This is a genomic window from Methylobacterium sp. Leaf123 (assembly GCF_001423405.1).
Lineage (GTDB): Bacteria > Pseudomonadota > Alphaproteobacteria > Rhizobiales > Beijerinckiaceae > Methylobacterium.
This window is the reverse complement of sequence record NZ_LMNS01000003.1, coordinates 1-26,496: the sequence shown is the minus strand read 5'-3', so window position 1 is coordinate 26,496 and position 26,496 is coordinate 1. Positions and strand designations below refer to the sequence as shown.

Below are 26,496 nucleotides of genomic sequence, written 5' to 3'. Positions count from 1 at the left end.
CCCCTGCTCCGGCGAATTCACTCAGCGCCCGCCGATGGCAGGATCAGGCGCGGCGGCCTCAAGCAACCGATCGCTTTCGTCTTTAAGGTTCACGCCCGTCAGCCCGCGGGAGAAGGCCTGCGTCAGGAGCCAATTCAGCTTGAACGCGGCAAGTTCGAAGCTGAGGCCGGCGGGCCGGACGTTTGAGATGCAGTTTCTTTCCGCATCCGAGCGTCCGGGCTTCGGATCGAAGGTGACGTAGAGTCCGAGGCTGTCGGGCGAGGACAGGCCGGGACGCTCGCCGATCACCACCACCACCGCGCGGGCCCGCAGCGCCGCGCCGACCGCGTCCCCCAGCGCGACGCGCGCTTGGCAAGCGATCACGACCGGCGCCAAGCGCCAGCCGGCCGCCTCCGCATGGGACTTGAAGGCGGCGAGCAGCGCGGCGGCGCCCTCGTGGACGGCGCGCGCCGAGAGACCGTCCGCCACCACGATCGCGAGATCGACGGGTTCGGCCGCGGAATCGGAGAGGGATTTGAGGCTCCCCGGCGAGAGGCGGCGTCCGTAATCGGGGCGGCGCAGATAGGTCGCGCGATCCTCCGCACCGGAGGTCACGGTCACGGTTGGAAAGCCCAGCGCCTCGACGGCGCCCGCGATCGCGGCGGCGTCCATCGGCGTATGCACGGCATCGCGGGCCTGGGCATGGGCGAGGCCGAACTTCAGCACTTCGCGGGTCGGCAGGCCCGCCCCGGCGCGGCCGAGACCGATCCGGGCGGGGGTGAGGCGGGCCAGCCGCTGCCAGAGCGTGTCGGTCTGCGTGCTCATGCGGCCAGTTCCGGCGCGGCGGTGAGCAGGCGAGCCTCGGCCCCGCCGGGCAGGAGCATGCCGTCCGCGTCGGTGAGGCCGATGCGGGCGAGCCATTCCTCGAATTCGGGCGCGCGCTTCAGGCCCAGCACCTCGCGGATGTAGAGTTGATCGTGGAACGAGGTGGATTGGTAGTTCAGCATCACGTCGTCGGCGCCGGGAATGCCCATCACGTAGGTGCAGCCCGCCGCCCCGAGCAGGGTCAGGAGCGTGTCCATGTCGTCCTGATCGGCCTCGGCATGGTTGGTGTAGCAGACGTCCACGCCGAGCGGCACGCCCATCAGCTTGCCGCAGAAATGGTCCTCCAGCCCGGCGCGGATGATCTCCTTGCCGTTGTAGAGATATTCCGGCCCGATGAAGCCGACCACGGTGTTGACCAGAAGCGGCCGGTAGCGGCGGGCGACGGCATAGGCGCGCGCCTCCAGGGTCTGCTGGTCGATGCCGTGATGCGCATCCGCCGAGAGGGCCGAACCCTGGCCGGTCTCGAAATACATCACGTTGTCGCCGAGCGTGCCGCGCTTGAGCGCGAGCGCCGCCTCATGCGCCTCCTGCAGGATCGGCAGCGTGACGCCGAAGCTCGCATTGGCGCGCTGCGTCCCGGCGATCGACTGGAACACGAGATCGACCGGCAGGCCGCGGTTCATCGCGTCGAGCGTCGTCGTGACGTGGGTGAGCACGCAGGCCTGGGTCGGGATCTCCAGCCGGCCGATGATGCCGTCGAACAGACGCAGCAGCGTCCCCATCGTCTGGATCGAATCGGAAACCGGGTTGATGCCGATCACGGCGTCGCCGCAGCCGTAGGAGAGGCCATCGAGGATCGAGGCGGTGACGCCCGCCGGGTCGTCGGTCGGGTGATTGGGCTGGAGCCGCACCGCGAGGGTGCCGGGCAGGCCGATCGTGTTACGAAAGCGGGTGACCACGCGGCACTTCTTCGCGACCAGAATCAGATCCTGGTTGCGCATGATCTTGCACACCGCGGCGGCGATCTCCGGCGTCACGCCCGGTGCGATCCGCGCCAGCGTCCCGGAGGAAGCCGTCAGCAGAAACTCGCGAAAATCTCCGACCGTCAGAGCGGCGATCTCGGCGAACGCCGCCTCATCGTGGTCGTCGAGGATCAGGCGGGTGACGTCGTCCTCGTCGTAGGGGATCAGCGGACGGGCCAGGATCTCCTTGAGCGGCACCTCGGCGAGGCACCAGCGCGCGGCCATGTTCTCCTCGGCCGATTCCGCGGCGATGCCCGCAAGACAATCGCCGGAGCGCACCGGCGTCGCCTTCGCCATCAGCGTCGCCAGATCGGCGAAGACATGGGTGCGGGGGCCAACGGTGTGGCGATAGGGCATCGACTGGCTCCTTGGCTTCGCCGGACAGGATGCAAGGATCGCGAGACCTGTCGAGGTGGATTCGCGGAAGGGGCGTTCGGCCCACCTCGCACACAATCAAGCAAGAACGACGCCCGCCCGAGGTCGATCGACGCAAGGCGCGGCACGCCCGCGCGCGATCTGGCTATTCGGTGATCCGCCAGCGTAAGTTTCCGGGCAATGGGGCCACGCTCGAAGTTTTCCGAAAGAGCCGAGAAGACGTCTTCCTCACCGTGATTCGGCCGACAGGTCGGCGGCTGCGCATCGGCCGGCGGTGAGACATGTGCAGAATCACGTCGGCTCAGGCGCTCCGCGGCCGGCAATCCACGATTTTTTGCAGGCGGGCCAAGGCGCTTCCCGGTGAGTTCCGACTTTTCATCCTTCCGATCCGTCACTTTCGTGTCAGATTGGGCATTATTTCGCTTGCCTGCATGACTGGTATACCAAATAATGCATACCAATGCCCGGGACGAGACGGCCCCTCGGACCCAGCGGGCAGACGAGGAATCGCAACAACCTGCACTGAACGCTTCTCAAGACCAAAACGCCAAACCTACGCAACAGGCCTTCACGTCTGTGCAGGAACGAGGGAGCACGCTCATGGCATTGTCGACCATTGCCCCGGATCGGCCGGTACCGTCTTCGAACCGGTGGCTGCAAATCATCTTCGGCGTCATCTGCATGGTGGCCGCGGCCAACATCCAGTACGCCTGGACCCTGTTCGTCCCCGAGATTCAGAAGACGTTCGGCTGGGATCGCGCCGCGATCCAAGTGGCCTTCACGATCTTCGTCGTCGTCCAGACCTGGCTGACCCCGATCGAGGGTTACTTCATCGACAAGTACGGCCCGAGCCGGGTCGTGATGTTCGGCGGCCTGATGACCGGCGCGGCCTGGGTGATGAACTCCTATGCCACCTCGCTGACCGGCTTCTACATCGGCTCGGTTCTCGGCGGCATCGGCGTCGGCTGCGTCTACGCCACCTGCATCAACAACGCCCTGAAGTGGTTCCCGGACAAGCGCGGCCTCGCCGTCGGTCTCACCGCGGGCGGCTACGGCGCGGGCTCGGCCCTGACGATCATCCCGATCGCCAAGATGATCGATGCCGGCAGCTACGCCCAGGCGTTCTTCACCTTCGGCCTGATCCAGGGCACCGTCATCATCCTGGCCTCCATCTTCATGCGCTCGCCGGCCAAGGACGAGGTCAAGTTCTCGACCAAGGTGCTGCAGAGCCGCCGCGACTACACCCTCGGTGAGGCGCTGCGGACGCCGGTCTTCTACGTCATGCTGCTGATGTTCACCTGCACGGTGACCGGCGGCCTGATGGCGGTGGCGCAGCTCGGCGTCATCGCGACCGACCTCGGCGTGAAGCACTTCCAAGTGAACCTGTACTTCTTCGCCATGGCCGCGCTGCCCTTCGCCCTGATGCTGGACCGCGTCATGAACGGCATCTCGCGTCCGCTCTTCGGCTTCATCTCGGACCGGATCGGCCGTGAGAAGACGATGTTCATCGCCTTCGCGATGGAAGGCATCGGCATCGTGGCGCTCGGCTATTTCGGCTCGAACCCCTGGGCGTTCGTGATCCTGTCGGGCATCGTGTTCCTGGCCTGGGGCGAAGTGTACTCGCTGTTCAGCGCCACCGCCGCCGACACCTTCGGCTCGAAGCATATCGGCAAGATCTACGGCGTCCTCTACTGCGCCAAGGGCTTTGCCGCGCTGTTCGTGCCGGTCGGGAACCTGATCATGCAGGCGACGGGCACGTGGTCGACGGTGCTCTACACGGTGGCGACGATGGACCTGATCGCGGCGGCGCTTGCCATCGCCGTCCTGCGGCCGATGCTGAAGCAGCACCACCTCGCCAACAACGCGGCGGTGCCGAACGCGGCGCTCGCCCACGCCTGAGCCGACACCTCCGCTCCCTCGGGGGCGGAGGCCGGAACAAGAAAGCCCCGCCGGAGACGGCGGGGCTTTTCTTTTGAAACGGGCTTCCTCGGCGCGCCGCCCCGCGATCGGGGGTGTCGATCGGCCAAAGAAAAAGGCCCCGTCTCCGGAGCCTTGGTCTACTCGGTCATCCCATCGGGGTGGGATGGTGGGCGCGACAGGGATCGAACCTGTGACCCCTACCATGTCAAGGTAGTGCTCTCCCGCTGAGCTACGCGCCCCTGCAAGCTGTCCGGGTGGCCCCGGCGTCCTGCGAGGCCGCGGCTATAGCCGGTGCCGAGCGGCTCCGCAAGCGGGACTTTGGCGGAATCTGATGCCCGCCGTCGAAACACCCGCGCCACCCATCACTGCCGGGGCCCATTGCATGCGAGCGGCAAAAATCGGCTAAGAGTGCACCGCGGGACGACCGACCGCCGATCTCCCCTCCGTTGCCCTCACGGCTGCATTGCGAGGGAGAGGCGGGTCAAACAGGCCGCGCCGCAACGCAAGCCGGCGCGCGGAACGAGCGTACCGATCAGCACGGGGCCGAGGGCGGCGAGCTAAGGATGCGGTTTCTCCTTTCGTCCGACGAGGGCGACGTGATCCGGGGTTGGGTGGTGCCGGACAACCCGCAGGCGATCAGCCGGGTCTCCGTCTGCATCGAGGGGCGCCGGGTGGCCGAGGTCTCGGCGATCCATGCCGATCCGAACTTCGTCCGGTTCGGCTGGCACGCGACCGGGCAGTGCCATTTCGAGGTCCGCGAGACCGACGTGCCGGGCCTTCCCGGCATCGAGCGGCTCGAGATCTACGACGTCGACACCAATGTGCTGATCTACCGGCGGCTGCCGCGGACCGGCCTCACCGACAAGAAGGTCATCCTGATCAACGGGCATATCCGCCCGGAAACGGTGATCCAGACCGCGCTGTATCCCTATTTCCAGCAATCGTATTTCGGCATCGGCCGCTTTCCGGACGAGATCCTGCGGGCGATGTTCGACACCGTCACCCTCGATTCCTGCCTGATGGCCGGCTCGATCATCTTCCCGCGCTACGAGGGGCACTTCGTCCAGAGCGGCGCGCTCACCATGCTGATGATCCACGACCCCTTCGTGGAACTGGCAAGCCGCCTCTACTGGCTGCGCGAGCGGGCGAGCCTTGCCGCCAATGCCGAGCAGCACTGGCGTCTCGGCAATCTCGTCGAGGCCGCCGCCTTCACCCTCGATTACGACTTCACCGACGTGAAGAGCCTGAAGCGGCTGTTCCGGATGATGCCGGAGCCGGCCTATCACCTGCTCTACAACCCCCTGACCCGTCAGCTCAGCACCCACGTGCCCGAGGACCGGCTGATGCCGGGCAGTTCCATCATCGCGGTCGAGATTCTGTCCCGCATCGACGTCGTCGGCCACCGCGACTACTTCGAGGCGTTCATGGCCTCCGCCTTCCACCATATCGGGATCGAGGCGCCGGTGCCGTTGCCCCTGCCGATCCCCAACGAGACGCTGGCGCTCGCCGAGCTGCTGCGCGGCATGCGCTTTGCCCGCGACATGGTGGTCTACGACACCGTGCTCAGCGACGCCGTGCGGGCCTCCGTCTCGAAGAGTTGGGAGAGCTGAGGGGCGATGGCGGAACGGGCCGGGCCCATAGCGTCGCTCGCGGGCCGGGCGCTGCCGGTGACGGGTGCGGACGGGGCCGAGTTGCGCATCGACCTCTCCGGCGCCGGCCTCGGCGGCGCCTGGGTGAGCCTGACATGGCGCGATGCCGGCAGCGGCGGCATCGCCCGCGCCCTCGTCAGCGCGGTCTCGAGCGGCGGCGAGAGCATGGCGCTGGCCGAGGAGCCGCTCGGCGGCGATGCCTTCGCCTGGACCGGCCGGCTGCCGCCGGGCGTCTCGGGCTTACGCTTGAGCGCCCTGTCGCGGACCAATCCGTTTCAACTGCAAGACCTCGCCATCCGCCGCCGCGGTCGCATCGGGATCGTGGCGCGGGCGGGCACGCGCCAGCCCGGCCTCACGGCGCAGGCGGTCTATTGGCGCATCCTCGGTCTGAAGGTCCGCGCCCGCGGGCTGATCGCGCGGGCTCTCTCGCATCGGGCCGAGACCGGCTATTCGGCCTGGATCGCCCGGTTCGACCGCCTCACGGCGGCGGAGCGGGCACGAATCCGTGCCGAGATCGCAGGCTGGGAGCCGCCGCCGCTGATCTCCGTCTTGATGCCGGTCCACAATCCCGATCCGCGCGTGCTGGAGGCGGCGATCCGCTCGGTGCGGAGCCAGCTCTATCCGGCCTGGGAACTCTGCATCGCCGACGACGCCTCGACCGATCCGCGCATTCCGCGGCTGATCGCCCGCCACGCCGCCGAGGAGCCGCGCATCCGCTCCCTGCGCCGGCCGGAGAACGGCCACATCGCCCGCGCGACCAACGACGCGCTGACCCTGGCGAGCGGCGCCTACGCCGCCTTCCTTGACCACGACGACCTCCTCTCGGAAAACGCCCTGTTCGAGGTGGCCGCCGCCGTTCGGGCCGATCCGGATCTGGCGCTGATCTACAGCGACGAGGACAAGGTCGACGGCCGCGGCCGCCGCTTCGAACCGCATTTCAAGTCGGGCTACGACCGCGAATTGCTGTGGGCCCAGAACTACGTGAACCATCTCTGCGTGGTCCGCACCGACATGCTGCGCCGGCTGGGCGGCCTGCGGCCCGGCTTCGAGGGCAGCCAGGATCACGACCTGCTGCTGCGCCTGACCGAAGGACTTGCAGCGGAGCGGGTGCGCCACATCCCCAAGGTGCTCTATCACTGGCGGGCGGCGGCCGGGTCCGGCACCTTCTCGGATCGGGCCCTGGCGCGGGCCGAGGCGGCGCGCTTGCAGGCGCTCGCCGAGGTGGCCGCACGCCGGGGCGCGCGGGCCGAGCGGGGACCGCAAGGGTTCAACCGGCTGGTCCGCCCGCTGCCGGAGCCGCCGCCCCTCGTCTCGGTCGTCATCCCGACCCGCGACCGGGCGGAACTGCTCGGTATCGTCCTCGACGGGTTGTTCGCGCGCACCGATTACCCGGCCCTGGAGGTCGTCGTTGTCGATAACGGCAGCACCGAGCCGGCGACGCGGGATCTCTTCGCGCGCTATGCCTCCGAGCCGCGCCTGCGCGTGCTGCCCGCGCCCGGTCCGTTCAACTTCTCGGAGCTGTCGAACCGGGGCGCCGCCGCGGCGCGGGGCGCGATCCTCTTATTCCTCAACAACGACATCGAGGTGCTGGAGCCGGGCTGGCTCACCGAACTCGCTTCGATCGCGAGCGACCCTGAGATCGGCGCGGTCGGCGCAAAGCTCCTCTACCCCGACGGTACGATCCAGCACGGCGGAATCGTGCTCGGGATCGGCGGCATCGCCGGCCACAGTCATCTCGGCCTGCCGGGCAACGAACCCGGCTACTTCGCGCGGATGCAGCTGTCGCAGGAAGTCTCCGCGGTGACCGGCGCCTGCCTCGCGATGCGCGCAGAAGTCTTTTCCGAGGTCGGCGGCTTCGATGCCGCGCATCTCGCGGTGGCCTTCAACGACGTCGATCTCTGCCTGCGGATTCGCGCAGCAGGCTACCGCATCGTCTGGACGCCGCAGGCCTGCCTCGTCCACCACGAATCGAAGAGCCGGGGCGCCGAGGACACGCCGGAGAAGCGCGCCCGCTTCGAGGCCGAATCACGGGTGATGCGCGAGCGCTGGGAGCCGGTGCTGCGGGCCGACCCTTATTACAATCCGAACCTTTCGCGCGCGGCGGCGCATTACCGGCTATAGGCCGGCGGCGCGGACGAAGGTTTGCGCCGGCTCCGAACCGGGCTACACACCGCACCGCAACACGCCGGATGCGATCCGGCCGCCCCGGCGGAGACATCGATGCGCATTGCGATGATTGGCTCGGGCTATGTCGGCCTCGTGTCGTGCCTCGCCGATTTCGGCCACGAGGTCGTCTGCATCGACAAGGATCCGGACAAGATCGCCGCCCTCAACGAGGGCCGCATGCCGATCTACGAGCCCGGACTCGACAGCCTCGTCGCCGAGAACGTGCGGGCCAAACGCCTCACCTTCTCCACCGACCTCAAGCCCGCCGTGGCGAGCGCCCAGGCCGTGTTCATCGCGGTCGGCACCCCGTCCCGCCGCGGCGACGGCTTTGCCGACCTCTCCTACGTCTATGCCGCCGCCCGCGAGATCGCTTCGGCGCTGACCGGCTACACCGTGGTCGTCACCAAATCGACGGTGCCCGTCGGCACCGGCGATGAGGTCGAGCGCATCATCCGCGAGGCCCGGCCCGACATGGATGTCGGGGTGGCCTCCAACCCCGAATTCCTGCGCGAGGGCGCCGCCATCGACGATTTCAAGCGGCCCGACCGCATCGTCATCGGCGCCGAGGACACCCGCGCGGCGGCGGTGATGCAGGAGGTTTACCGCCCGCTTTACCTCAATGCGGCGCCGATCCTGCTTACCGGACGGCGCACGGCCGAGCTGACCAAGTATGCCGCCAACGCGTTCCTGGCGACCAAGATCACCTTCATCAACGAAATCGCGGACCTGTGCGAGCAGGTCGGCGCCAACGTGCAGGAGGTCGCCCGCGGCATCGGCCTCGACAACCGCATCGGCTCCAAGTTCCTGCATGCCGGGCCGGGCTATGGCGGCTCGTGCTTCCCGAAGGACACGCTGGCCCTGGTGAAGACGGCGCAGGATTACGGCACGCCGGTNCTCCAAGTTCCTGCATGCCGGGCCGGGCTATGGCGGCTCGTGCTTCCCGAAGGACACGCTGGCCCTGGTGAAGACGGCGCAGGATTACGGCACGCCGGTGCGGATCGTCGAGACGGTGGTGGCGGTCAACGATCAGCGCAAGCGCGCGATGGCGCGCAAGGTGATCGCGGCCTGCGGCGGCAGCGTACGGGGCAAGCGGGTGGCGTTGCTCGGGCTGACGTTCAAGCCGAACACCGACGACATGCGCGACGCGCCCTCGCTGTCGATCATCGCCGGCTTGCAGGATGCGGGCGCACAGATCGTGGCCTACGATCCGGAGGGGATGGAGCAGGCGCGGCCGCTGCTGCAGGGCGTTGCCTACGCTGAGGACGCCTATGCCTGCGCGGAGGGCGCGGACGCTCTGGTGATCGTGACGGAGTGGAACGCGTTCCGGGCGCTGGATCTTGCCCGACTCAAGGGTGTGATGCGCGCGCCCGTCCTCGTCGATCTGCGCAACGTCTACGCGCCCGCGGAGACCGAACGGCACGGCTTTGCCTATTCGGGCATCGGCATTGCTTGATTGGGACGTGTGACCCCTCAGCGCTTCGGACGGACTTTCGAACCGGTCTCATCCGCCCAATGGGAAGGCTGCAACTTATAAGCGCAGCAATTCGCCAGTGGCCGCCGCGATCGATCATATCAGCCGAGCGAGAAAGCTTATTGAAAGCTCGCCGCAATATTCGCATGACCTTTGCCACAAGCGCGGCAGAGTGATGGCAATTTTTGAACTTACCTCGACGCCCCTACTGATCTTTGTTGGCCTCGGCACCGCGCGGATTTTTCACCATCAACGATTCACTGATGAATACGTGCCACACAATCTCCCAATCTCTCAGGATTAAGGGAGAGGTTGCAGCCAAGCGGGTTGGACGGTCCAGACGGTCAGATTAAAGGATGCCTCTTCAAACCCCCGATCGTCGGCCGCCCTGTCGCGGGCGCCACGGAGAAGCCGAGGTTTCAAGAGACATTCGCGGTGGGGGCGAAACGCCCTCGCCGGACGGACCCCCGGTCCCTGCTTCACGAGCATAAACGGATCGACGTGACTCACCGCAAAGACATCGCGATCGTCGGCCGCGCTTGCCGCCTGCCCGGGGCTCAGAACGTCGAGGGGCTGTGGCAGCTCCTGACGGAGGGGCGCTGCGCCGTCTCACGCATCCCCGAGGACCGCTGGTCGCTGCAGGCCTTCGGGCATCCGCGCGCACAGGAGCGGGGCAAGAGCTACACCTGGGCCGCCGGCGTGCTCGACGACATCTGGTCGTTCGATCCGGGTGTGTTCGGCATCTCGCCGCGCGAGGCCGAGCAGATGGACCCGCAGCAGCGCATGCTGCTGGAACTGACCTGGGAAGCGTTCGAGGATGCGGGCCTACGCCCCTCCGCGGTGGCCGGCAGCCATATCGGCGTGTTCGTCGGCGCCTCGGCGCTCGATTACGGCAACCTGCGCATCCTCGATCCGTCCTCGGGCGACGCCTACGCGGCCACCGGCAACACGCTCTCGATCATCTCGAACCGCATCTCCTACATCTACGACCTGAAGGGCCCGAGCTTCACCCTCGACACCGCCTGCTCGTCGTCGCTGGTCGCGCTCAACGCGGCGATCGCGGCGATCGAGGCCGGGCAGGTCGACACCGCCGTGGTGGCCGGCGCCAACATCCTGGCGAGCCCGTTCAACTTCATCTCCTTCTCCAACGCGCAGATGCTGTCGCGCACCGGCCTGTGCCAGGCCTTCTCGTCGAGCGCCGACGGCTATGTCCGCGCCGAGGGCGGCGTCGTCCTGATCCTGCAATCGGCCGAGGCCGCCGCCCGCAGCGGCCGGGCGGTGCGCGGCGTGATCGCAGCGAGCGGCGTCAACTCGGACGGGCGCACTACCGGCATCTCGCTGCCCTCCGGCCACGCGCAAGGCGCGCTGCTGGAGCAGGTCTACCGTGACGCCGAGATCGACCTCGATAAGCTCGCCTTCGTCGAGGCGCACGGCACCGGCACCCCCGTCGGCGATCCGATCGAAGCCGGGGCCATCGGCTCCAAGCTCGGCAAGCCGCGCCAAAACCCGCTGCCGATCGGCTCGATCAAGACCAATATCGGCCATACCGAGCCGACCTCGGGCCTCGCAGGCCTGTTGAAGGCCAGCCTCGCGCTCGAGCACGACCTGCTGCCGCCCTCGCTGCACGCGGCCGAGCTCAATCCCGACATCCCGTTCGAGGCGATGAAGCTTGCGGTCAACCGCGCGCCGCTGGCGCTCGCCCGCACCAAGGCCGAGCGCTTCGCCGGCGTGAACTCGTTCGGCTTCGGCGGCACCAACGCCCACGTCGTGCTCACCGATGCACGCCCGGTCGCGGCCGCCAACGATGCGGGCCCCGCGCCCGAGATCCTGCTGCTGTCGGCCCAGAGCCGCGCCGCCCTGAACGATCTCGCCCTCGATTACGCCGCCCGCTTCGACGGCGCCGCGCCGGCCGAAGCCGCCCGCGTCACGGCCGCCGCCTTCCATCGCCGCGAGCGCCTCGGCACCCGGCTCGCTCTGCCGCTCACTCCTCAAACCGACGTCCCCGCCGCCCTGCGGGCGCTGGCGGAGGGCGAGGACAGCGATGCCGCCATCGTCGGCACGGCGGTCGAGCGCCAGGCCGAGGTCGCCTTCGTCTATTCCGGCAATGGCAGCCAGTGGGTCGGCATGGGCCGCGAGGCCTATGAGGAGAGCAAGACTTTCCGCGCCCGCTTCGATCAGACCGACAAGCTGTTCGAGAAGCTCTCCGGCTGGTCGCTCAAGGAAGCGATGTTCGCCGAGGATCTCGACACGCGTCTCTCGCTCACCCGCGTCTCGCAGCCGCTGATCTTCGCGATCCAGAGCGCCTCGACCGCGGCCCTGCGCGCCAAGGGCCTCGCCCCCCGCTACGTGCTCGGCCACAGCGTCGGCGAGATCGCCGCGGCCGAGGCCGCTGGCATCTTGAGCCTGGAACAGGCGGTGCGGGTGATTTTCTACCGCAGCAAGCACCAGGAATCGACGCGCGGCTTCGGCACCATGGCCGTGCTGCTCGGACCGGCCGAGGAAATGGAGACGTTTCTCGCCGACTACCCGACCCTCGACATCGCCGCCTATAACAGCCCCAAGGCGATCACGGTGGCCGGCCCCGAGGCCGATATCGAGGCCGCGATGAAGGCGCTGGCGCGCAAGCGCCGCCGCGGGCGCAAGCTCGACCTCGACTACCCCTTCCACGGCCGCCTGATGGACCCGACCGAGCGTCCACTGCTGCGCGACCTCGACGGGCTCAAGGCCTCGGCCGGCCACACCGCCATGGTCTCGACCGTGACCGGCACGGTGCTGCCCGGTGCCCAGTTCGGCGCCGGCTACTGGTGGCGCAACATCCGCGAGCCGGTGCGTTTCTGCGAGGCGCTGCAGGAGGCGACCCGCCAGGGCGCCCGCGTCTTCGTCGAGGTCGGCCCGCGCGCGACCCTGCTCCCGCATATCGGCGACGCCATCGAGCCGCTCGCCATCGAGGTGGCCTCGGTCGGCGTGATGCACCGCAAGCCCATCGGCGGCGATCCGATCGCCAAGGCGGTCGCCGCCGCCCTCGTCGCGGGGGCCGCCGTCGATGAGGCGGGCCTGTTCGGCGCCGATCCGGCCGGCGCCATCGCCCTGCCGCTCTATCCCTGGCAGCGCCGCCCGTTCCGTCTCGCCGAGACCACCGAGGGGGCGGGCGCCGCGCCGCGGCCCTACCACCCGCTCGCCGGCGCGCGCCTCGCGCCCGACGGCCTCGAATGGCACGGCCATCTCGACGCGGCGCTGGTGCCCGAACTCGACGACCACCGCATCGACGGTCAGGTGATCCTGCCCGGCGCCGCCTTCGTCGAAATGGCGCTCTACGTCGCCCGCCAAGCCCTGCGCGCCGACAGCGTGACGCTGTCCGACGTCGAGATCCTCTCGCCGATGGTCTTCGCCGAGGATTCGTTGCGCGAGGTGCTGGTGCGCCTCTCCGGCTCCGGCAACCAGATCCAGATCCTCAGCCGCCCCCGCCTGACCCCGACCCCGTGGCAGCTCCACGCCTCGGCCAAGATCATCGAGGGCGACTTCCCCGTGCCGGCCCGCCGCGACCTCGCGGTGCCCGCCGAGCACGCGATTTCCGGTGAGGGGCTCTACCGCCGGGCCCTCGCCTCCGGCCTCGGCTTCGGCGAGAACTTCCGGCAGGTGGCGGCGTCGGCGCGCATCGACGAGACCACCATCGTCTCCGAGCTGATCCCAGCCGAGGCCGATGCCCGCTACGGCCTCGTGCCCGCGCGCCTCGATTCCTGCTTCCACGGCCTGATCCTGCTCTTCGCCGAGCTGATGGGCGAAGGCGCCACCAAGGCCTACGTGCCGGTGCGCTTCGGCGAGGTGCGGCTGCTGCGCCCCGGCGCCGCGATCGCCCGGGCCGAGATCCGCACCCGGCGCTGCAACGAGCGCTCGATCCTGGCCGACTTCACCCTGACCGACGCCGAGGGCGAGGTCGTCGCGACGATCCGCGAGGGCCGGTTCCAGGCCCTGCGCGCCCGCAGCGGCAGCGACCTCGACGCCTACGCGATCACGCAAGGGGTCGAGCGCGCCACCGAACCGACCGCCCTGCCGCTGGAGCGCCGCCCGAGCGTGGCCGAGCGCCTGCGCCCGAGCCTCGCCGCCGCGACCGCGCCGGACACGGCCGATCTCGGGCCGGGCCATCTGCTGCTGGAAGGCTGGGCGACGGCGCTCGCCTACCGCCTCGCCGACGGCCTCTCCGAGAAAGGCAAGGTCACCCTCGACCGCCGCCTGCCCACGTCGCTGCACGCTTGGGCGACCAACGCCCTCTACGCCCTGGAGAGCAGCGGTCTCGCGACCCTCGAGAAGGGCGTCTGGCGCCTGCGCCGCGACGTGTCCCTTCCCGCGCCCGAAGAGACCATGCGCTGGATCGCGGCCGACCATCCGGAACTGGCCGCCGAACTGGTGCTGCTCGCCGACACCACCGCCCTGGTCGGGCGGATCGTGGCGGGCGACGCGCCGGCTTCCGCCAGCCTGCCCCCGGCGGCCCTGGACGCCTTCCATCTGCGCGGCGCCACGGCCCGCGCCGCCGCCGACGTGGTGGCACGGATCGTCGCCGAGGCCCGCGGCCGCATGCCGTCGGACCGGGCCCTGCGCATCCTTCAGGTCGGCTTCGGCCCGCTCTCGGCCCGCGCCGCCGCGCTGGCCCGCGAGGCGGATGCCCGGTTGACCGTGCTGGACACGGACCGGCGTCTCGCCGAGCGCGCCCGCCTCGCCCTGCCGACCACGGTGGAGGTGATCGAGGACATCGCCGCTCTGCCGGCCGCCGCCTTCGATCTGATTCTGGCCAGCGACGTGCTGCACCGTGCCGACAAGGCTCTGCCGGGACAGCTCGCCGCCGCGCTCGCCTCGGGCGGATTGCTCGTGGCCGTCGAGCCCGGCGCCTCGCTGTTCCGCGACCTCGTCTTCGGCCTCGCGCCGAACTGGTTCGAGGAAGCGGTCGCCGGCATGCCGCTCTCGCGTCTCGACGACGTCACCGGCTGGCAGCGCCGCCTCAGCGCGTCGGGCCTCGTGCGGGTTTCGGCCGAGCGGGCGGCTTCGGCCAACGGCGACGACCTCCTGCTCGTCGCCGAAGCCCCGACGCGCTCGGCGGTCGGCCACGGCCAGAGCTTCGCCTTCGTCGTCGGCTCCCATGACGAGTTCGGCGCGGAGACCGCCTCGTCGCTGGCGACCCTGCTGGTCGCGAGCGGCGTCCACGTCTCGATCATCCTCGATTCCGAGCAATCGCTGCGGGAACTCGAGCGCGAGACCCCGGACACCGTGGTGTTCCTGGCCGGTGCCTTCGCCGGCGAGGGTGCGGCGGCGACGCGGCTGCGCGACCGCTGCCTCAGCCTGAAGCGCTGCGCCGAGCATCTCGGCAGCCGCCAGACCCGGCTCTGGGTGGTCGCCCCCGGTGCCACCCGCGATGCGGGCGGCGAGGTGGCGGCGGTCGAGGCCGGCGTCTGGGCCTTCAGCCGGACGCTCGCCAACGAAACCGCCACCCTCGACGTGCGCCGGATCGACCTCGCGCCGACCCTGTCCTCGAAGGACGCGGCCGAGCGGCTGCGCGCTCTGATCCTGTCGGGCACCGACGAGACCGAGATCGTGCTCGATGCCGACGCCACCCGCGTCGTGCGCTTCCATCCCGGCCGTGCCGCGAAGACGGTCGGTGAGGCGGCGCCTGCCGCCCGGCTGGAGCGGTCCAACACCGGCGGCCTCAACGAGATGGTCTGGGGCCCGGCCGAGCGCGTCGCCCCCGGTCCCGGCGAGGTCGAGATCGCGGTGGCGGCCACCGGCCTCAACTTCCGCGACGTGCTCTGGGCGCTCTCCATGCTCCCGGAGGAGATCTTGGAGGACGGCTTTGCCGGCCCGCGCCTGGGCCTCGAAGTCTCGGGCCAAGTGACCGCGATCGGCCCCGGCGTGGTGGATTTCGCCGTCGGCGATGCCGTCGTGGCCTTCGCCCAATCGGGCTTCGCCACCCACGTCGTCGTGCCGGAAATGGTCGTCGCGCCGATGCCGGCGGGGCTCGATCCGGCCGCCGCCGCGACGGTGCCGGTGGCCTTCCTCACCGCCTACTACGCGCTCTGCACCTGCGCCCGCCTGCGCAAGGGCGAGTGGCTGCTGGTCCATGGCGGCGCGGGCGGCGTGGGTCTGGCCGCGCTTCAGATCGCCAAGTGGAAGGGCGCGCGGGTCATCGCCACCGCCGGCTCGCGGGAGAAGCGCGCGCTGGTGGCCGCGCTCGGCGCCGAGCACGTGCTCGATTCGCGCTCGCTCGCCTTCGTGGACGACGTCCGCCGCATCACCGGCGACGGCGTCGACGTGGTGCTCAACTCGCTGTTCGGCGAGATGATGGAGCGCTCGCTCAACTGCCTGCGGCCGTTCGGGCGCTTCGTCGAACTGGGCAAGCGCGACTACGTGGCCAACACCCATATCGGGCTGCGGCCGTTCCGCCGGAACCTCTCCTACTTCGGCGTCGATCTCGATCAGGTGCTCCAGCACCAGGGCGAGGACGGCGCGCGGATGTTCCGCGAGGTGATGGCTCTGTTCGCCGAAGGGGGCTTACGTCCCCTGCCCTACCAGCCCTTCGCCGCCGACGAGACGTCGGACGCCTTCCGGCTGATGCAGCAATCGGGGCATGTCGGTAAGATCGTCGTCACGCCGCCGGCACCCGGCTCCGTGGCGCGGGTCCAGCGCAACGCCTTCACGGTGAGCGCCGAGGGCGTCCACCTCGTCACCGGCGGCCTCGGCGGCTTCGGCATCGAGGCGGCCCGCTGGCTCGCCGACCGGGGGGCCAAGCGCATCGTCCTCGTCGGCCGCTCCGGCAAGCCGAACGCGGAGGGCCGCGCGGTCGTCGCCGAGCTCGCCGCACAAGGCGTGCGGGTCGAGACCAAGGCCTGCAACATCACCAGCCGCCGGGCGGTCGAAGCGCTGATCGAAGGCATCGAGGCACGGGGCGAGAAACTCGCCGGCGTGATCCACGGCGCCATGGTGCTGCAGGACGGCCTGATCTCGGCGATCGAGCCGGAAACACTGGAGGCGGTGATCGCGCCGAAGGTGATCGGTGCGGGGCATCTCGATGCCGCCACCCGCGGGCGAAAGCTCGACTACTTCGTGCTGTTCTCCTCGGCCACGACCTTCATCGGCAATCCCGGCCAGGGCTCCTATGTCGCCGCCAACGGCTTCATGGAAGGCGTCGCCCGGCAGCGCCGCCGCCTCGGCCTGCCCGCGCTCGCGGTCGCCTGGGGTGCCATCGGCGATGTCGGCGTGCTCGCCCGCAACAAGGCGGTGATGGAAACGCTGGCCTCCCGCGTCGGCGTGACGCCGATGGATGCCCGCCTCTGCCTCGACCTGATGGCCGAGGCGCTGGAAGGCCAGGGCAAGGCGAGCGACGAGGGCGTGATCGCCATCGCGGCGATGCACTGGGGCAAGGCGCGCGAACGCCTCGCGACCCTGCGCTCGCCGAGTTATGCCAGCCTCGGCGGCGACCAGCAGGCCGAGTCCGGCACGGTGGCAGCCATCAATATCGGGGCGCTGCTGCGGAGCCAGGATATTGACGCGGTGCGCAAAACGGTCTCCGACGCCATCGTCGAGGACATCGCCCGCATCCTGCGCCTGCCGAAGGACGACATCAGCCGCGTGCGCCAGCTCTCCGAGATCGGCCTCGATTCGCTGATGGGCGTCGAGCTGGGGGCGAGCCTTCAGGAGCGCTTCGCCCTCGACGCGCCGCCCGCGGGCATCTCCTCGGGGCTGACCGTCAACGAGCTGACCGAAACCCTGATCCAGGCGGTGGCGACGCCGGTAGACGAGGCGGCGGGCGTGACCTTGAGTCTCGCCACGAAGCATGTCGGCGATCTCGATGCCGCCACGCTCGTGCCGTTCAACGAGCTCGTTGAGAAGAACGTCTCGGACATTAAAGAGATCTTGCCATGACCCAGCCGTCACGCCCGCAGGACGGCCGGGCCGCGCTCGCGAGCTTCGTCACCAACCGGCTGGGCCGCGCCAATGCCCGGCCCGCCCCCGCCCTCGCCGAGACCAGGGCGCCGGCCAACGATTCGCCTCAGGATTTCGAGAAGCTGACCGGCTACCGGGAGCTGCGCCTGCAGCGCTCGGCCGCTGACCTGATCGGCCTCGGCAACCCGTTCTTCCGGGTTCACGAGACCCGTGCGGGCGCCAACACCCGTATCGAGGGCCAGACCTTCTCGAACTACTCGTCCTACGACTATCTCGGCCTCAACGGTCACCCGGCGGTGAGCGGTGCCGCGCGCAAGGCGATCGAGGCCTTCGGCACCTCGGCTTCCGCGAGCCGGATCGTGGCGGGTGAGCGGCCCGGCCACCTCAAGCTGGAGCGGGCACTGGCCGCCCATTACGACACGGAAGCCTGCGTGGTGCTGGTGAGCGGGCACGCCACCAACGTCACCGCCATCGGCGCGATCCTGGAAGCGCCGGACGTCATTTTCCACGACGCGCTGATCCACAACAGCGTGGTGACGGGCGCCCAGCTCTCCGGCGCCCAGCGCCGCTCCTTCGCCCATAACGACCCGGCCGCCCTCGAAAAGCTACTCGAAGCGACGCGTCACGAGCACCGCCGCGCGCTGATCGTGATCGAGGGCCTCTACAGCATGGACGGCGACGCGCCGGATCTGGCTGCCTTCGTCGAGCTGAAGCGCCGCTACGATTGCTGGCTGATGGTGGACGACGCCCACGGGCTCGGCGTTCTCGGCCGCACCGGGGCGGGGCTGCACGAGCATTGCGGGGTCGATGCCGGCGACGTCGATATCTGGATGGGCACGCTCTCGAAGACGCTGTCCTCCTGCGGCGGCTACATCTGCGGCCCTTCGGTGCTGGTCGAGTACCTGAAATGCACCGCGGGCGGCTTCGTCTACAGCGTCGGCATGTCGCCGCCGCTCGCTGCGGCGGCCGAGGCTGCGCTCTCGGTGATGCAGGCCGAGCCCGAGCGGGTGGAGCGCCTGCGCCGCAACGGCAACCAGTTCCTGGCGCTGGCCAAGAAGCACGGCCTCAACACCGGCACGAGCCTCGGGCTGGCGGTGATCCCGGTCATCATCGGCGATTCGCTCAAAGCCGTGACGCTGTCCGACCGGCTGTTCAAGCGCGGTATCAACGTGCAGCCGATCATCCACCCGGCGGTGCCGGAGCGCTCCTCCCGCCTACGCTTCTTCATGACCTCCGAGCACACCCCGGAGCAGATCGCGCAGACGGTCGCGACGATTGGGGAAGAGCTGGCCGCGCTCGAAACCGGCGCTACGCTGATCGAGCAGTTGATGGCCCGCCGGGGGGCGTGAACCTCCCGTATATCCCTGCCATTCCCTCATCCTGAGGTGCCGGCGCGGAGCGGCGGCCTCGAAGGATACACCGGTAAGCGGTGCGCGATCTGGAGGATCCTTCGAGGCCCGCTGGCGCGGGCACCTCAGGATGAGGTTGCGATTGGGATTGCTGCCGGCATCAGCGCCGTCCGGCCAGCCAGATCACGTGCCGGGCCCCGCGCTTGCCGCGCGCCCTCGTGCCGACCTCCTCGACCGAAAACCCCGCCTGTCCGAGCCGTCGGGTGAAGGCGGGATCGGGATGCGCCGACCAGACCGCGAGCACGCCGCGGGGACGCAAGGCCGCGCGCGCGGCACCGAGGCCGGCGGCGTCGTAGAGACGGTCGTTGGCGCTGCGGGTGAGACCGTCGGGGCCGTTATCCACGTCGAGCAGGATCGCGTCCCAAGCCCCCGAACGCTCGCGGATCACCGCGGCGACGTCGGCCTCACGGATCGAAACCCGCGGGTCATCCAGGCAGCCGCCGGTCAGTTCCCCCATCGGACCCCGCGCCCAGGCGAGCACCGCCGGCACGATCTCTGCCACGCTCACCTGCGCCGAAGCGGGCAGAAGGCCCAGCGCGGCGCGCAGGGTGAAGCCCATGCCATAGCCGCCGATCAGCACGCGGGGCGTCTTCACGCCCGCGATCCGCTCGGCCGAGAGCTGCGCCAGCGCCTCCTCGGAGCCGCTGAGCCGGCTGTTCATGAGTTCGTTGCGATCGAGCTGGATCGAGAATTCGCTGCCCCGGCGCATCAGGCGCAAGGTCCCCGCCTCACCGGGGATCGCGGCGGTGTCGAGGTGCTCCCAGGGGATCAACGGCAGTCTCGCGGGCTCGTATCAGGAAAGGGGCGCAGGACCGATCTCGTTCGGACGGCGCCCCGGTACAAACGAAAACGGCGCGGGATGCCCCCGCGCCGTCTCTCTTCCTTGGGACGAACGCCCAAAACTACATCCCGAACTGCACCTGCCGGCTGTTGCCCTTCTTCAGGTTGCGGAAGCGGGCCATCGCCCAGAGCGGGAAGAACTTCGGATAGCCGTGGTAGCGGAGATAGAACACCCGCGGGAAGCCGGTCGCGGTGTAGCGCTCCTCGCTCCACAGCCCGTCCTGCCCCTGCGTGCGCACGAGGTAGTTGACGCCGCGGGCGACCGCCGGATCGTCGACCTCGCCCGCCGCCATCAGCGCGAGCAGGGCCCAGGCCGTCTGCGAGGCGGTCGAGTAGCCCGGCTCGAATTCGGGGTTGAGCTTGTAGGAGGAGGCATCCTCGCCCCAGCCGCCATCCGGATTCTGGATGCGGATGAGCCACGCCACCGCCTTGCGGATCTCAGGCGATTGCGGATCGACCCCGGCGGCGTTGAGCGCGCACAGCACCGACCACGTGCCGTAGATGAAGTTCATGCCCCAGCGGCCGTACCAGCTCCCGTCCTTCTCCTGGTCGTTGAGCAGGTAGGTCACGCCGCGATCGAGCGCCCGGCTGGTCGCGCGGGTCTCGCCGAGCTGCGAAAGCATCGAGACGACGCGGGCGGTCACGTCCGCGGTCGGCGGATCGAGCAGCGCGCCGTGATCCGAGAACGGGATGTGGTTGAGGTAGTGGTGGTTGTTGTCGGCATCGAAGGCCGCCCAGCCGCCATCGGCGCTCTGAAGGCCTTCGACCCATTCACGGGCGCGAGCGATCGACTCGGAATAGTCCGGCATGCCGCTGACCAGCCCGTGCTGACGCTGGGCGCGATCCATCGCCATCACCACGACGGCGGTGTCGTCGAGGTCCGGGTAGTGCGGATTGGCGTACTGGAAGGCCCAGCCGCCGGGGCGCACGTTCGGCTTGGTCTCGGCCCAGTCGCCCTTGATGTCGAGGATCTGCAGGGGCTTGAGCCAATCGAGGCCGGCGCGGGCATTGGCCTCCGCCTGATGGCCGCCGGCTTCGAGCATGGCATGGCTGTTCAGCGCCGTATCCCAGACCGGGGAGAGGCAGGGCTGGACATAGGCCTCGTCGTCCTTCTCGGCGACGAGCTTCTCGATGGCTTCCAGCGCGATCTTCACCTGCGGGTGCTCGGGCGGATAGCCCAGCACCTCGTACATCAGCACCGAGTTGACCATGGCCGGGAAGATGGCGCCGAGGCCGTCCTCACCGTTCAGCCGCTCGGAGACCCAGGCGACCGCCTTGTCGATGGCGCGCTGGCGCGGCACCTTCGGGAAATGGTCCTGCGTCTTCTGCAGCACGCGGTCGATGCCGCCGAAGATCGGCGTCCACGGCCAGGTGGCGTGGGGCGAACCCGGCCAGGTCCGCACCGAATCGGGCGGCGTCACGAACAGTTCGGCCACGCCGACGCCGCGCGGGTTCTTGGCCCGCGGCTTCTTGGCCTGGATCACGAACAGCGGCACCATGGTGCAGCGGGCCCAGTAGGACACCTTGTCGAGGTGGAACGGGAACCACTTCGGCAGGTGCATCACCTCCACGGGCATCACCGGCACCGCCGCCCACGGCACTTCGCCGTAGAGCGCGAGCAGGATGCGGGTGAAGACGTTGGCGTTGGCCGCGCCCCCGCGCTGGAGGATCGCCTTGCGCACGGCGCGCATATGCGGCGCCTCGATGTCGTCGCCGATCATCTTGAGGGCGAAATAGGCCTTCACCGACGCGCTCATGTCGAACGGGCCGTCATGCACCAGCGCCCAGCCGCCATGCACCTTCGACTGCGCGCGGCGCAGGTAATTGCCGATCTTGGCCTCGAGACCGGGCCGGGGCTCGGTTCCGCGGAACTGGTGGAACAGGATGTACTCGGAGGGGATGGTCGCATCCGCCTCGAGTTCGAAGCAGATGTGGCCATCCGCCTGCGTCATCTCGGTGAGCGCGCGGGTGGCGCTCTGGACGCCACGCTCCACGTCGTCGAGGGACACGTCGCGGGTCTTGGGACGCTGCAGCGTCTCGACCTTGCTTACGGCCGCCTCACGCATCGTTCTCGCCTCGTTCGACTGTCTCGATGCCGTCGTCATATCCTTCAAGCGACTCCCTGTGCCTGTGCCCGTCCGCACATCCCGGTGCGGAACAGAGCTTGCGCGGCGTTTGTGCCGGATCGGATCGCGCCCTCGATGGTCGAGGGCAGCCCCGTCTCCGTCCAATCACCGGCGAGAACCAGATTCCGGTAGCGCGTCGCCGCGCCGGGTCGGCGCGCGGCTTCCGCGGGCGTCGCCGCGAAGGTCGCACGCTTCTCCTTGACGATTTGCCAGTTGGGCAAATCCCGTGCAAGGCCGTTGAGATCCGCGATCTCGGTCCAGATCCGGCGCGCGAGATCCTCGCGGCCGTCCTCCAGCAGGCGGTCGGCGCCGCTGATGGTGACCGAGAAACGGTCGGGATAGGCGAAGAGCCACTCGGTCAGGCCGCCGACGACGCCGAGCATCAGCGGAGCGCCCTCGGGCGGACGCACGGCGAAATGCGCGTTAACGATGGATCGAAATTCCTGCGGCGCGGGCGTGCCGGGCAGGAGTTCGCTCGCGACCCAGGGCGGCAGGGCCATGACCACGGCGTCGTCGCGACCGATCACCGTCGGCTCGTCGGTGAAGTCGAGGCGCTCGATTCGGCCCTGGCCGAGGGTCAGCGCCCGCAGGCGCCGGCCGTAGCGGATCTCGGCGCCGCGGCTCTCGAGGTAGCGCAGGGCCGGATCGACGAAGGCAGCGGACAGGCCCTCGACCGCGATGAGCGGCCGGCAGGCACGCCCGCCCGCCCCCAGGGTCTCGCGCAGGATGGTGGCGGCGAGCCCGACATCGCTCTCGCGGGGATCGGTGTTGAGCGCGGCGAGCAGGACAGGGTGCCAGAGCCGCTCATAGAGCGGACCCTCGCAGGACATCTTCTCGCCGATCGTGCCGCTCTGGCCCGGCTTGTTGCCGGAGGCGGCCATCATCAGGGAAACCGGCGCGAGGTAGTCGCGCGCGCGGGTGCCCGGCACGCGCCGGCCGGCCCGCAGCACCCACCATGGCAAGCGGCCCTCGTTCGGGCGCAAGGTCCAGCGCTCGCCGCTGCGGATGTCGGCGAAGTGGAAAACCGCCTCGTCGGGCCCGGTCAGGGCACTGTCCGGCGCGCCGATGAGGCGCATGAAATCGAGGGACGAGCGGTTGCCCGACAGGAGCAGGTGGTTGCCGTTGTCGATGGTCAGGCCGAGCGAGGGATCGAAGTAGGAGCGGCAGCGCCCACCCGCCTGCTTGGCCGCTTCGTGCAGCACCACACGGCTGCCGGCCTCCGCCAGCGAGGCCGCGGCCGAGAGGCCGGCAAGCCCGGCGCCGACAACGTGAACCGTACCCGTCATCACAGAATCCCGTGGCGCAGAGCGACGAGGAGAAGGGGGAGTTTGCCCGGCTTCACCCGCGCCCGCGGGGCTGCCCAGCCGCGCTTCACCACGGCCTTGAGGTAGAGGCGGTAGGCCGCCGCCATCAGGCGGGCCGCCTTGGTGGCGCGACGCGGACTGCGCGCGATGATCGCCCAGGTCTGGCGGTAATGCTCTTCCGCTTCCGCGGCGACCGCGGCGCAGACCTCGCCGAGACGCGGATGCGCCAGCGCGCTCTGCGGAGTCGGGTTCATCAGCCCGATCTTGTGGAATTTCTCCATCGGTAGGTAGAGGCGCCCGCGCTCGGCATCCTCGTCGATGTCGCGCAGGATGTTGGTGAGCTGGAGCGCCCGGCCCTGGTGCCACGCGAGCCGGATTCCGTCCGCCTCCGGCATGCCGAAAATGCGCACGGAGAGCCGCCCGACGGCGCTTGCGACCCGGTCGCAATAGAGGTCGAGCTTGGCCTCCGAGGGGGCGACGATGTCCTCTTCCGCATCCATCGCCATGCCGTCGATGACCGCCTGGAAATCCTCGCGCTTGAGGTCGAAGCGACGCATCGGCTCTTCGAGCGGCTTCACCCGCGCGGGCGGATTGCCGGCATAGAGCGCGTCGATATCGGCGCGCCAGCGGTCGAGTTCGGCGGCGCGAACCTCGCGCGGGCCGCCATCGTCGGCGACATCGTCCACGACCCGGCAGAAGGCGTAGACGGCATACATCGCCTCACGCCGTTCCTTCGGCAGCAGACGCATCGCCGTGTAGAAGGACGAGCCGGCGGCCGGCAGGGCGGTCGAGTCGGGGGTCTCGCCCGGCATCGGGGTGGCGGTGGCGCTCATCGGCCGGCTCCGGCGGGGGCGGGACGGGGCGCACGCGACCGGAACGGGCGGCGCACCAGCGTGGCGGCGATGCCGCCGAGCGCGGTGAGCGCGAAGGCGGCCTTGCCGTGATGGACTTTTTCGCTGAGCGGATCGCGGGTCAGCAGGCCCCGCGTCAGGACGACGGCCAGCCGATGGATCGCGGCGATCTCCAGGCTCAGGCGGAAATCGTTGATTTGATTGGGGAGCGGCGCTCCCTCTTCGAGCAACACCAGCGTGCGCTCGGCGAGTTCGCGGATGACCGCGCGCAACTGCGGCGTGGCCTGGGGCAGCCCCAGCATCGACACGTCGGCGCCGTGCCGCTCCATGACGTCGAGTGGGATATAGACCCGGTCGAGATTGCGGAAATCCTTGCCGCAATCCTGGAGGTGGTTGAGCACCTGAAGCGCGGCGCAGATCGCGTCGGAGGTCCGGTAGACCCGCGCCGGGTCCTCGCCGTGCACATCGAGCAGGAAGCGCCCGACCGGCATCGCCGAGTAGCGGCAATAATGGATCAGCTCGTCCCAATCCGCGTAGCGCGACTTGCGCGCATCCATGCGGAAGGCGTCGAGCAGTTCGAGCGCGTGGGTCGGCGGCTGGCGGTGGGCGGCCAATTCCCGCTTGAGCGGTTCGACCGTGGGGTCCGAGCCGCCCTTGCCGGTGAGCGCGTCGGCGAGTGCATCGAGCAGCTCGATCTTGCGCTCAGGGCTCAGGCCGGTGTGGTCGGCGACGTCGTCGCCGGCCCGGACGTAGTTGTAGAAGGCTAGGATCGCCCCGCGGTAGCGCGGGTGGATCAGGTGCGAGGCGACGGGAAAGTTCTCGTCGTGCTGGCCCTTGCCGGTGCGAGCGTCGGTGGCGGTCTGAAGCGCGGCGCTCATTTCATGTACCCCGCCTGACGGAACCACGCGATGGCATCCTCAAGGCCCTGGCGGTAGGGCCGCGCGGAATAGCCGAGTTCCGCCCGTGCCTTGGCGTCGGAGAAGAACATCCGGTACTTCGACATGCGCACGCCGTCGATGGTGGCGAGCGGCGCCTTGCCGGTCACCCGCGCGATCTGCTCGGAGATGAACGCGATCGGGTAGATCACCGCGTAGGGCAGCCGCGTCGTCGGCGCCTTGCGACCGACGATGGCGGCGATGTCGGCAAGCATTTGCGCCAGCATCACGTCCTCGCCGCCGAGGATGTAGTGCTCGCCGATCCGGCCCTTGCGCAGGGCCAGGAGATGGCCGGCGGCCACGTCGTCGACATGGGCGAGGTTGAGGCCGGTATCGACGAAGGCCGGGATCTTGCCCTGGGCCGCGTCGAGGATGATGCGGCCGGTCGGCGTCGGTTTCACGTCGCGCGGGCCGATCGGCGTCGAGGGGTTCACAATGACGGCGGGCAGGCCATCACGGGTCACCATCTCATCGACCACGCGCTCGGCCACCACCTTGCTGCGCTTGTAGGCGCCGATGGCGGTCTCCGGCGTCAGCGGACGCGTTTCGTCGGCCGGGGTGCCGTCGTCGTGCGGTTTGATGGTCGCGACGCTCGACGTGTAGACGATCCGCTCGACGCCGGCCTTCAGCGCCTCCTCCATCAGGATGCGCGTGCCGTCACGGTTGGTGCGGACGATCTCCTCCATGTCCGGCGCCCAGAGCCGATAATCGGCCGCGGCGTGGACGAGGTAGCGCTGGCCGCGCATGGCGCTCGCCACGGCCGCCCGGTCGCGCATGTCGGCCTCGACGATCTCGACATCGGGCCAGATCAGGTTGGTGCGGGGCGAGGAGGCGCGCACGGTGATGCGCACGGCAAACCCGGCCGCACGGAAGACGTCCACCAGGGCGGCTCCGAGGAAGCCGCTGGCACCGGTGATCAACACCGGCCCCGCTGGGAACGGGCCGCTTTGGGTCGGCTCTGTCATCGTGCTCGCGTGATTCACGGGTGATCTCGCCCCTTGGTCGTGGGACCAGAGGGCGAATGGAAACGCCGCTCCGTCGACGCACCCGATTCAGGGCCGGACGGTGCGGCGCTTGTCTCACTGATGGCGCGGTGCAGCAAGCACCGCGCGTCTTTCGCAACCTCAAGCGCCGGCAGCCGCCCCCGCGGCCTTGGCTTTCGCTTCGCGAGGCGCTCTTCGCGCCCGGTCTACGGTGCCATCGCCCGCCGGGCGATGGCTTTCAGGCACTCGAGCCTCAGGCCAGACGCAGGCGCCCAGTCCGGCTGCCCTTCTTCTGGTCCGGCAGGGCGGCGCGGACGGCCTTGAGGATGCCGTCGGCATCGAGCCCGGCCTCGGCGTACATCTTCTCCGGCTTGTCGTGGTCCTGGTAGCTGTCCGGCAGCGNGGCGGCGCGGACGGCCTTGAGGATGCCGTCGGCATCGAGCCCGGCCTCGGCGTACATCTTCTCCGGCTTGTCGTGGTCCTGGTAGCTGTCCGGCAGCGTCAGCGTGCGGACCCGGACGCGGCCCGTATCCAGAACGCCGCGCTCGGCCAGCAGGTGCAGAACCATCGCGCCGAAGCCGCCGACCGAGCCCTCCTCGATCGTCACCAGAACCTCGTGGCTCATCGCCAGATCGACGATCAGCTCCGCATCCAGCGGCTTGGCAAAGCGCGCATCCGCGACTGTGGCCACGACACCCTCGGCCTCCAGCGC

Annotated in this window: 14 protein-coding genes, 1 tRNA gene and 3 pseudogenes; 8 read left to right on the top strand and 10 right to left on the bottom strand. The window is 69.5% G+C overall.

Features of this window, described 5'->3' with window-relative positions:
• Window positions 1–21: 21 nt before the first annotated feature.
• Window positions 22–804: an ethanolamine ammonia-lyase subunit EutC gene (gene eutC, locus ASF53_RS04385; RefSeq protein ID WP_056194452.1), complete on the bottom strand. Its 783-nt coding sequence runs from the start codon at window positions 802–804 to the stop codon at window positions 22–24.
• Window positions 801–2,183 (bottom strand): ethanolamine ammonia-lyase subunit EutB, encoded by a 1,383-nt coding sequence (locus ASF53_RS04380; RefSeq protein WP_056194449.1) that lies wholly within the window; start codon window positions 2,181–2,183, stop codon window positions 801–803. Before ASF53_RS04380 ends, eutC begins: the two co-directional genes overlap by 4 nt.
• 618 nt (window positions 2,184–2,801) lie before the next feature.
• Between ASF53_RS04380 and oxlT the strand changes: the two genes are divergently transcribed.
• Entirely contained in the window at window positions 2,802–4,100 is a 1,299-nt protein-coding gene (gene oxlT, locus ASF53_RS04375) for an oxalate/formate MFS antiporter (protein WP_056194445.1), read from the top strand.
• A gap of 185 nt (window positions 4,101–4,285) precedes the next feature.
• Here the strand turns inward: oxlT and ASF53_RS04370 are convergent.
• Window positions 4,286–4,360 (bottom strand) — tRNA-Val (locus tag ASF53_RS04370).
• 324 nt (window positions 4,361–4,684) lie between these two features.
• Between ASF53_RS04370 and ASF53_RS04365 the strand changes: the two genes are divergently transcribed.
• From ASF53_RS04365 to ASF53_RS04345, 7 genes and pseudogenes are all read left to right on the top strand, one after another.
• The gene (locus ASF53_RS04365) at window positions 4,685–5,731 is read left to right on the top strand and encodes a hypothetical protein (protein ID WP_056194440.1); all 1,047 of its coding nucleotides are present in this window, start codon (window positions 4,685–4,687) and stop codon (window positions 5,729–5,731) included.
• Between the two features lie 6 nt (window positions 5,732–5,737).
• Entirely contained in the window at window positions 5,738–7,891 is a 2,154-nt protein-coding gene (locus ASF53_RS04360) for a glycosyltransferase family 2 protein (protein ID WP_056194437.1), read from the top strand.
• Window positions 7,892–7,990: 99 nt separating this feature from the next.
• A pseudogene (locus ASF53_RS26510) lies at window positions 7,991–8,829 on the top strand (UDP-glucose dehydrogenase family protein); the annotation flags it as partial.
• Window positions 8,830–8,840: 11 nt separating this feature from the next.
• Window positions 8,841–8,903 (top strand): annotated as a pseudogene (locus ASF53_RS27060) (hypothetical protein); the annotation flags it as partial.
• A 9-nt stretch (window positions 8,904–8,912) separates the two neighbouring features.
• Window positions 8,913–9,389 (top strand): annotated as a pseudogene (locus tag ASF53_RS26505) (UDP binding domain-containing protein); the annotation flags it as partial.
• 519 nt (window positions 9,390–9,908) lie between these two features.
• Window positions 9,909–17,315 (top strand): type I polyketide synthase, encoded by a 7,407-nt coding sequence (locus ASF53_RS04350; protein WP_056194433.1) that lies wholly within the window; start codon window positions 9,909–9,911, stop codon window positions 17,313–17,315.
• Window positions 17,312–18,685, top strand: coding sequence for an aminotransferase class I/II-fold pyridoxal phosphate-dependent enzyme (locus ASF53_RS04345; protein ID WP_056194431.1), 1,374 nt, complete (start codon window positions 17,312–17,314; stop codon window positions 18,683–18,685). The genes ASF53_RS04350 and ASF53_RS04345 overlap by 4 nt, the downstream gene beginning before the upstream one ends.
• A 160-nt stretch (window positions 18,686–18,845) precedes the next feature.
• Here ASF53_RS04345 and ASF53_RS04340 read toward each other — a convergent pair whose 3' ends face one another.
• From ASF53_RS04340 to ASF53_RS04310, 7 genes are all read right to left on the bottom strand, one after another.
• The gene (locus ASF53_RS04340; RefSeq protein ID WP_056194429.1) at window positions 18,846–19,517 is read right to left on the bottom strand and encodes a polyamine aminopropyltransferase; all 672 of its coding nucleotides are present in this window, start codon (window positions 19,515–19,517) and stop codon (window positions 18,846–18,848) included.
• 130 nt (window positions 19,518–19,647) lie between these two features.
• Window positions 19,648–21,651, bottom strand: coding sequence for a squalene--hopene cyclase (gene shc, locus ASF53_RS04335; protein WP_056194425.1), 2,004 nt, complete (start codon window positions 21,649–21,651; stop codon window positions 19,648–19,650).
• A gap of 44 nt (window positions 21,652–21,695) precedes the next feature.
• The gene (gene hpnE / locus ASF53_RS04330; protein ID WP_056194422.1) at window positions 21,696–22,997 is read right to left on the bottom strand and encodes a hydroxysqualene dehydroxylase HpnE; all 1,302 of its coding nucleotides are present in this window, start codon (window positions 22,995–22,997) and stop codon (window positions 21,696–21,698) included.
• The gene (hpnD, locus tag ASF53_RS04325; protein ID WP_056194420.1) at window positions 22,997–23,848 is read right to left on the bottom strand and encodes a presqualene diphosphate synthase HpnD; all 852 of its coding nucleotides are present in this window, start codon (window positions 23,846–23,848) and stop codon (window positions 22,997–22,999) included. The genes hpnE and hpnD overlap by 1 nt, the downstream gene beginning before the upstream one ends.
• Complete coding sequence (gene hpnC / locus ASF53_RS04320) at window positions 23,845–24,744, bottom strand: squalene synthase HpnC (protein ID WP_056194416.1); 900 nt, start codon at window positions 24,742–24,744, stop codon at window positions 23,845–23,847. Before hpnC ends, hpnD begins: the two co-directional genes overlap by 4 nt.
• Window positions 24,741–25,766: a hopanoid-associated sugar epimerase gene (hpnA, locus tag ASF53_RS04315; RefSeq protein ID WP_056194886.1), complete on the bottom strand. Its 1,026-nt coding sequence runs from the start codon at window positions 25,764–25,766 to the stop codon at window positions 24,741–24,743. The genes hpnC and hpnA overlap by 4 nt, the downstream gene beginning before the upstream one ends.
• 421 nt (window positions 25,767–26,187) lie before the next feature.
• Window positions 26,188–26,496, bottom strand: a 309-nt coding sequence (locus ASF53_RS04310; RefSeq protein ID WP_286134120.1) for a transketolase C-terminal domain-containing protein, incomplete at both ends; no start/stop codon positions are given.

Bases quoted from the DNA above. Each gene is read 5' to 3' on its own strand.
- eutC (WP_056194452.1), bottom strand. From the start codon at position 804: ATGAGCACGCAGACCGACACGCTCTGGCAGCGGCTGGCCCGCCTCACC.
- ASF53_RS04380 (WP_056194449.1), bottom strand. From the start codon at position 2,183: ATGCCCTATCGCCACACCGTTGGCCCCCGCACCCATGTCTTCGCCGAT.
- oxlT (WP_056194445.1), top strand. From the start codon at position 2,802: ATGGCATTGTCGACCATTGCCCCGGATCGGCCGGTACCGTCTTCGAAC.
- ASF53_RS04365 (WP_056194440.1), top strand. From the start codon at position 4,685: ATGCGGTTTCTCCTTTCGTCCGACGAGGGCGACGTGATCCGGGGTTGG.
- ASF53_RS04360 (WP_056194437.1), top strand. From the start codon at position 5,738: ATGGCGGAACGGGCCGGGCCCATAGCGTCGCTCGCGGGCCGGGCGCTG.
- ASF53_RS04345 (WP_056194431.1), top strand. From the start codon at position 17,312: ATGACCCAGCCGTCACGCCCGCAGGACGGCCGGGCCGCGCTCGCGAGC.
- shc (WP_056194425.1), bottom strand. From the start codon at position 21,651: ATGCGTGAGGCGGCCGTAAGCAAGGTCGAGACGCTGCAGCGTCCCAAG.
- hpnE (WP_056194422.1), bottom strand. From the start codon at position 22,997: ATGACGGGTACGGTTCACGTTGTCGGCGCCGGGCTTGCCGGCCTCTCG.
- hpnD (WP_056194420.1), bottom strand. From the start codon at position 23,848: ATGAGCGCCACCGCCACCCCGATGCCGGGCGAGACCCCCGACTCGACC.
- hpnC (WP_056194416.1), bottom strand. From the start codon at position 24,744: ATGAGCGCCGCGCTTCAGACCGCCACCGACGCTCGCACCGGCAAGGGC.
- hpnA (WP_056194886.1), bottom strand. From the start codon at position 25,766: ATGACAGAGCCGACCCAAAGCGGCCCGTTCCCAGCGGGGCCGGTGTTG.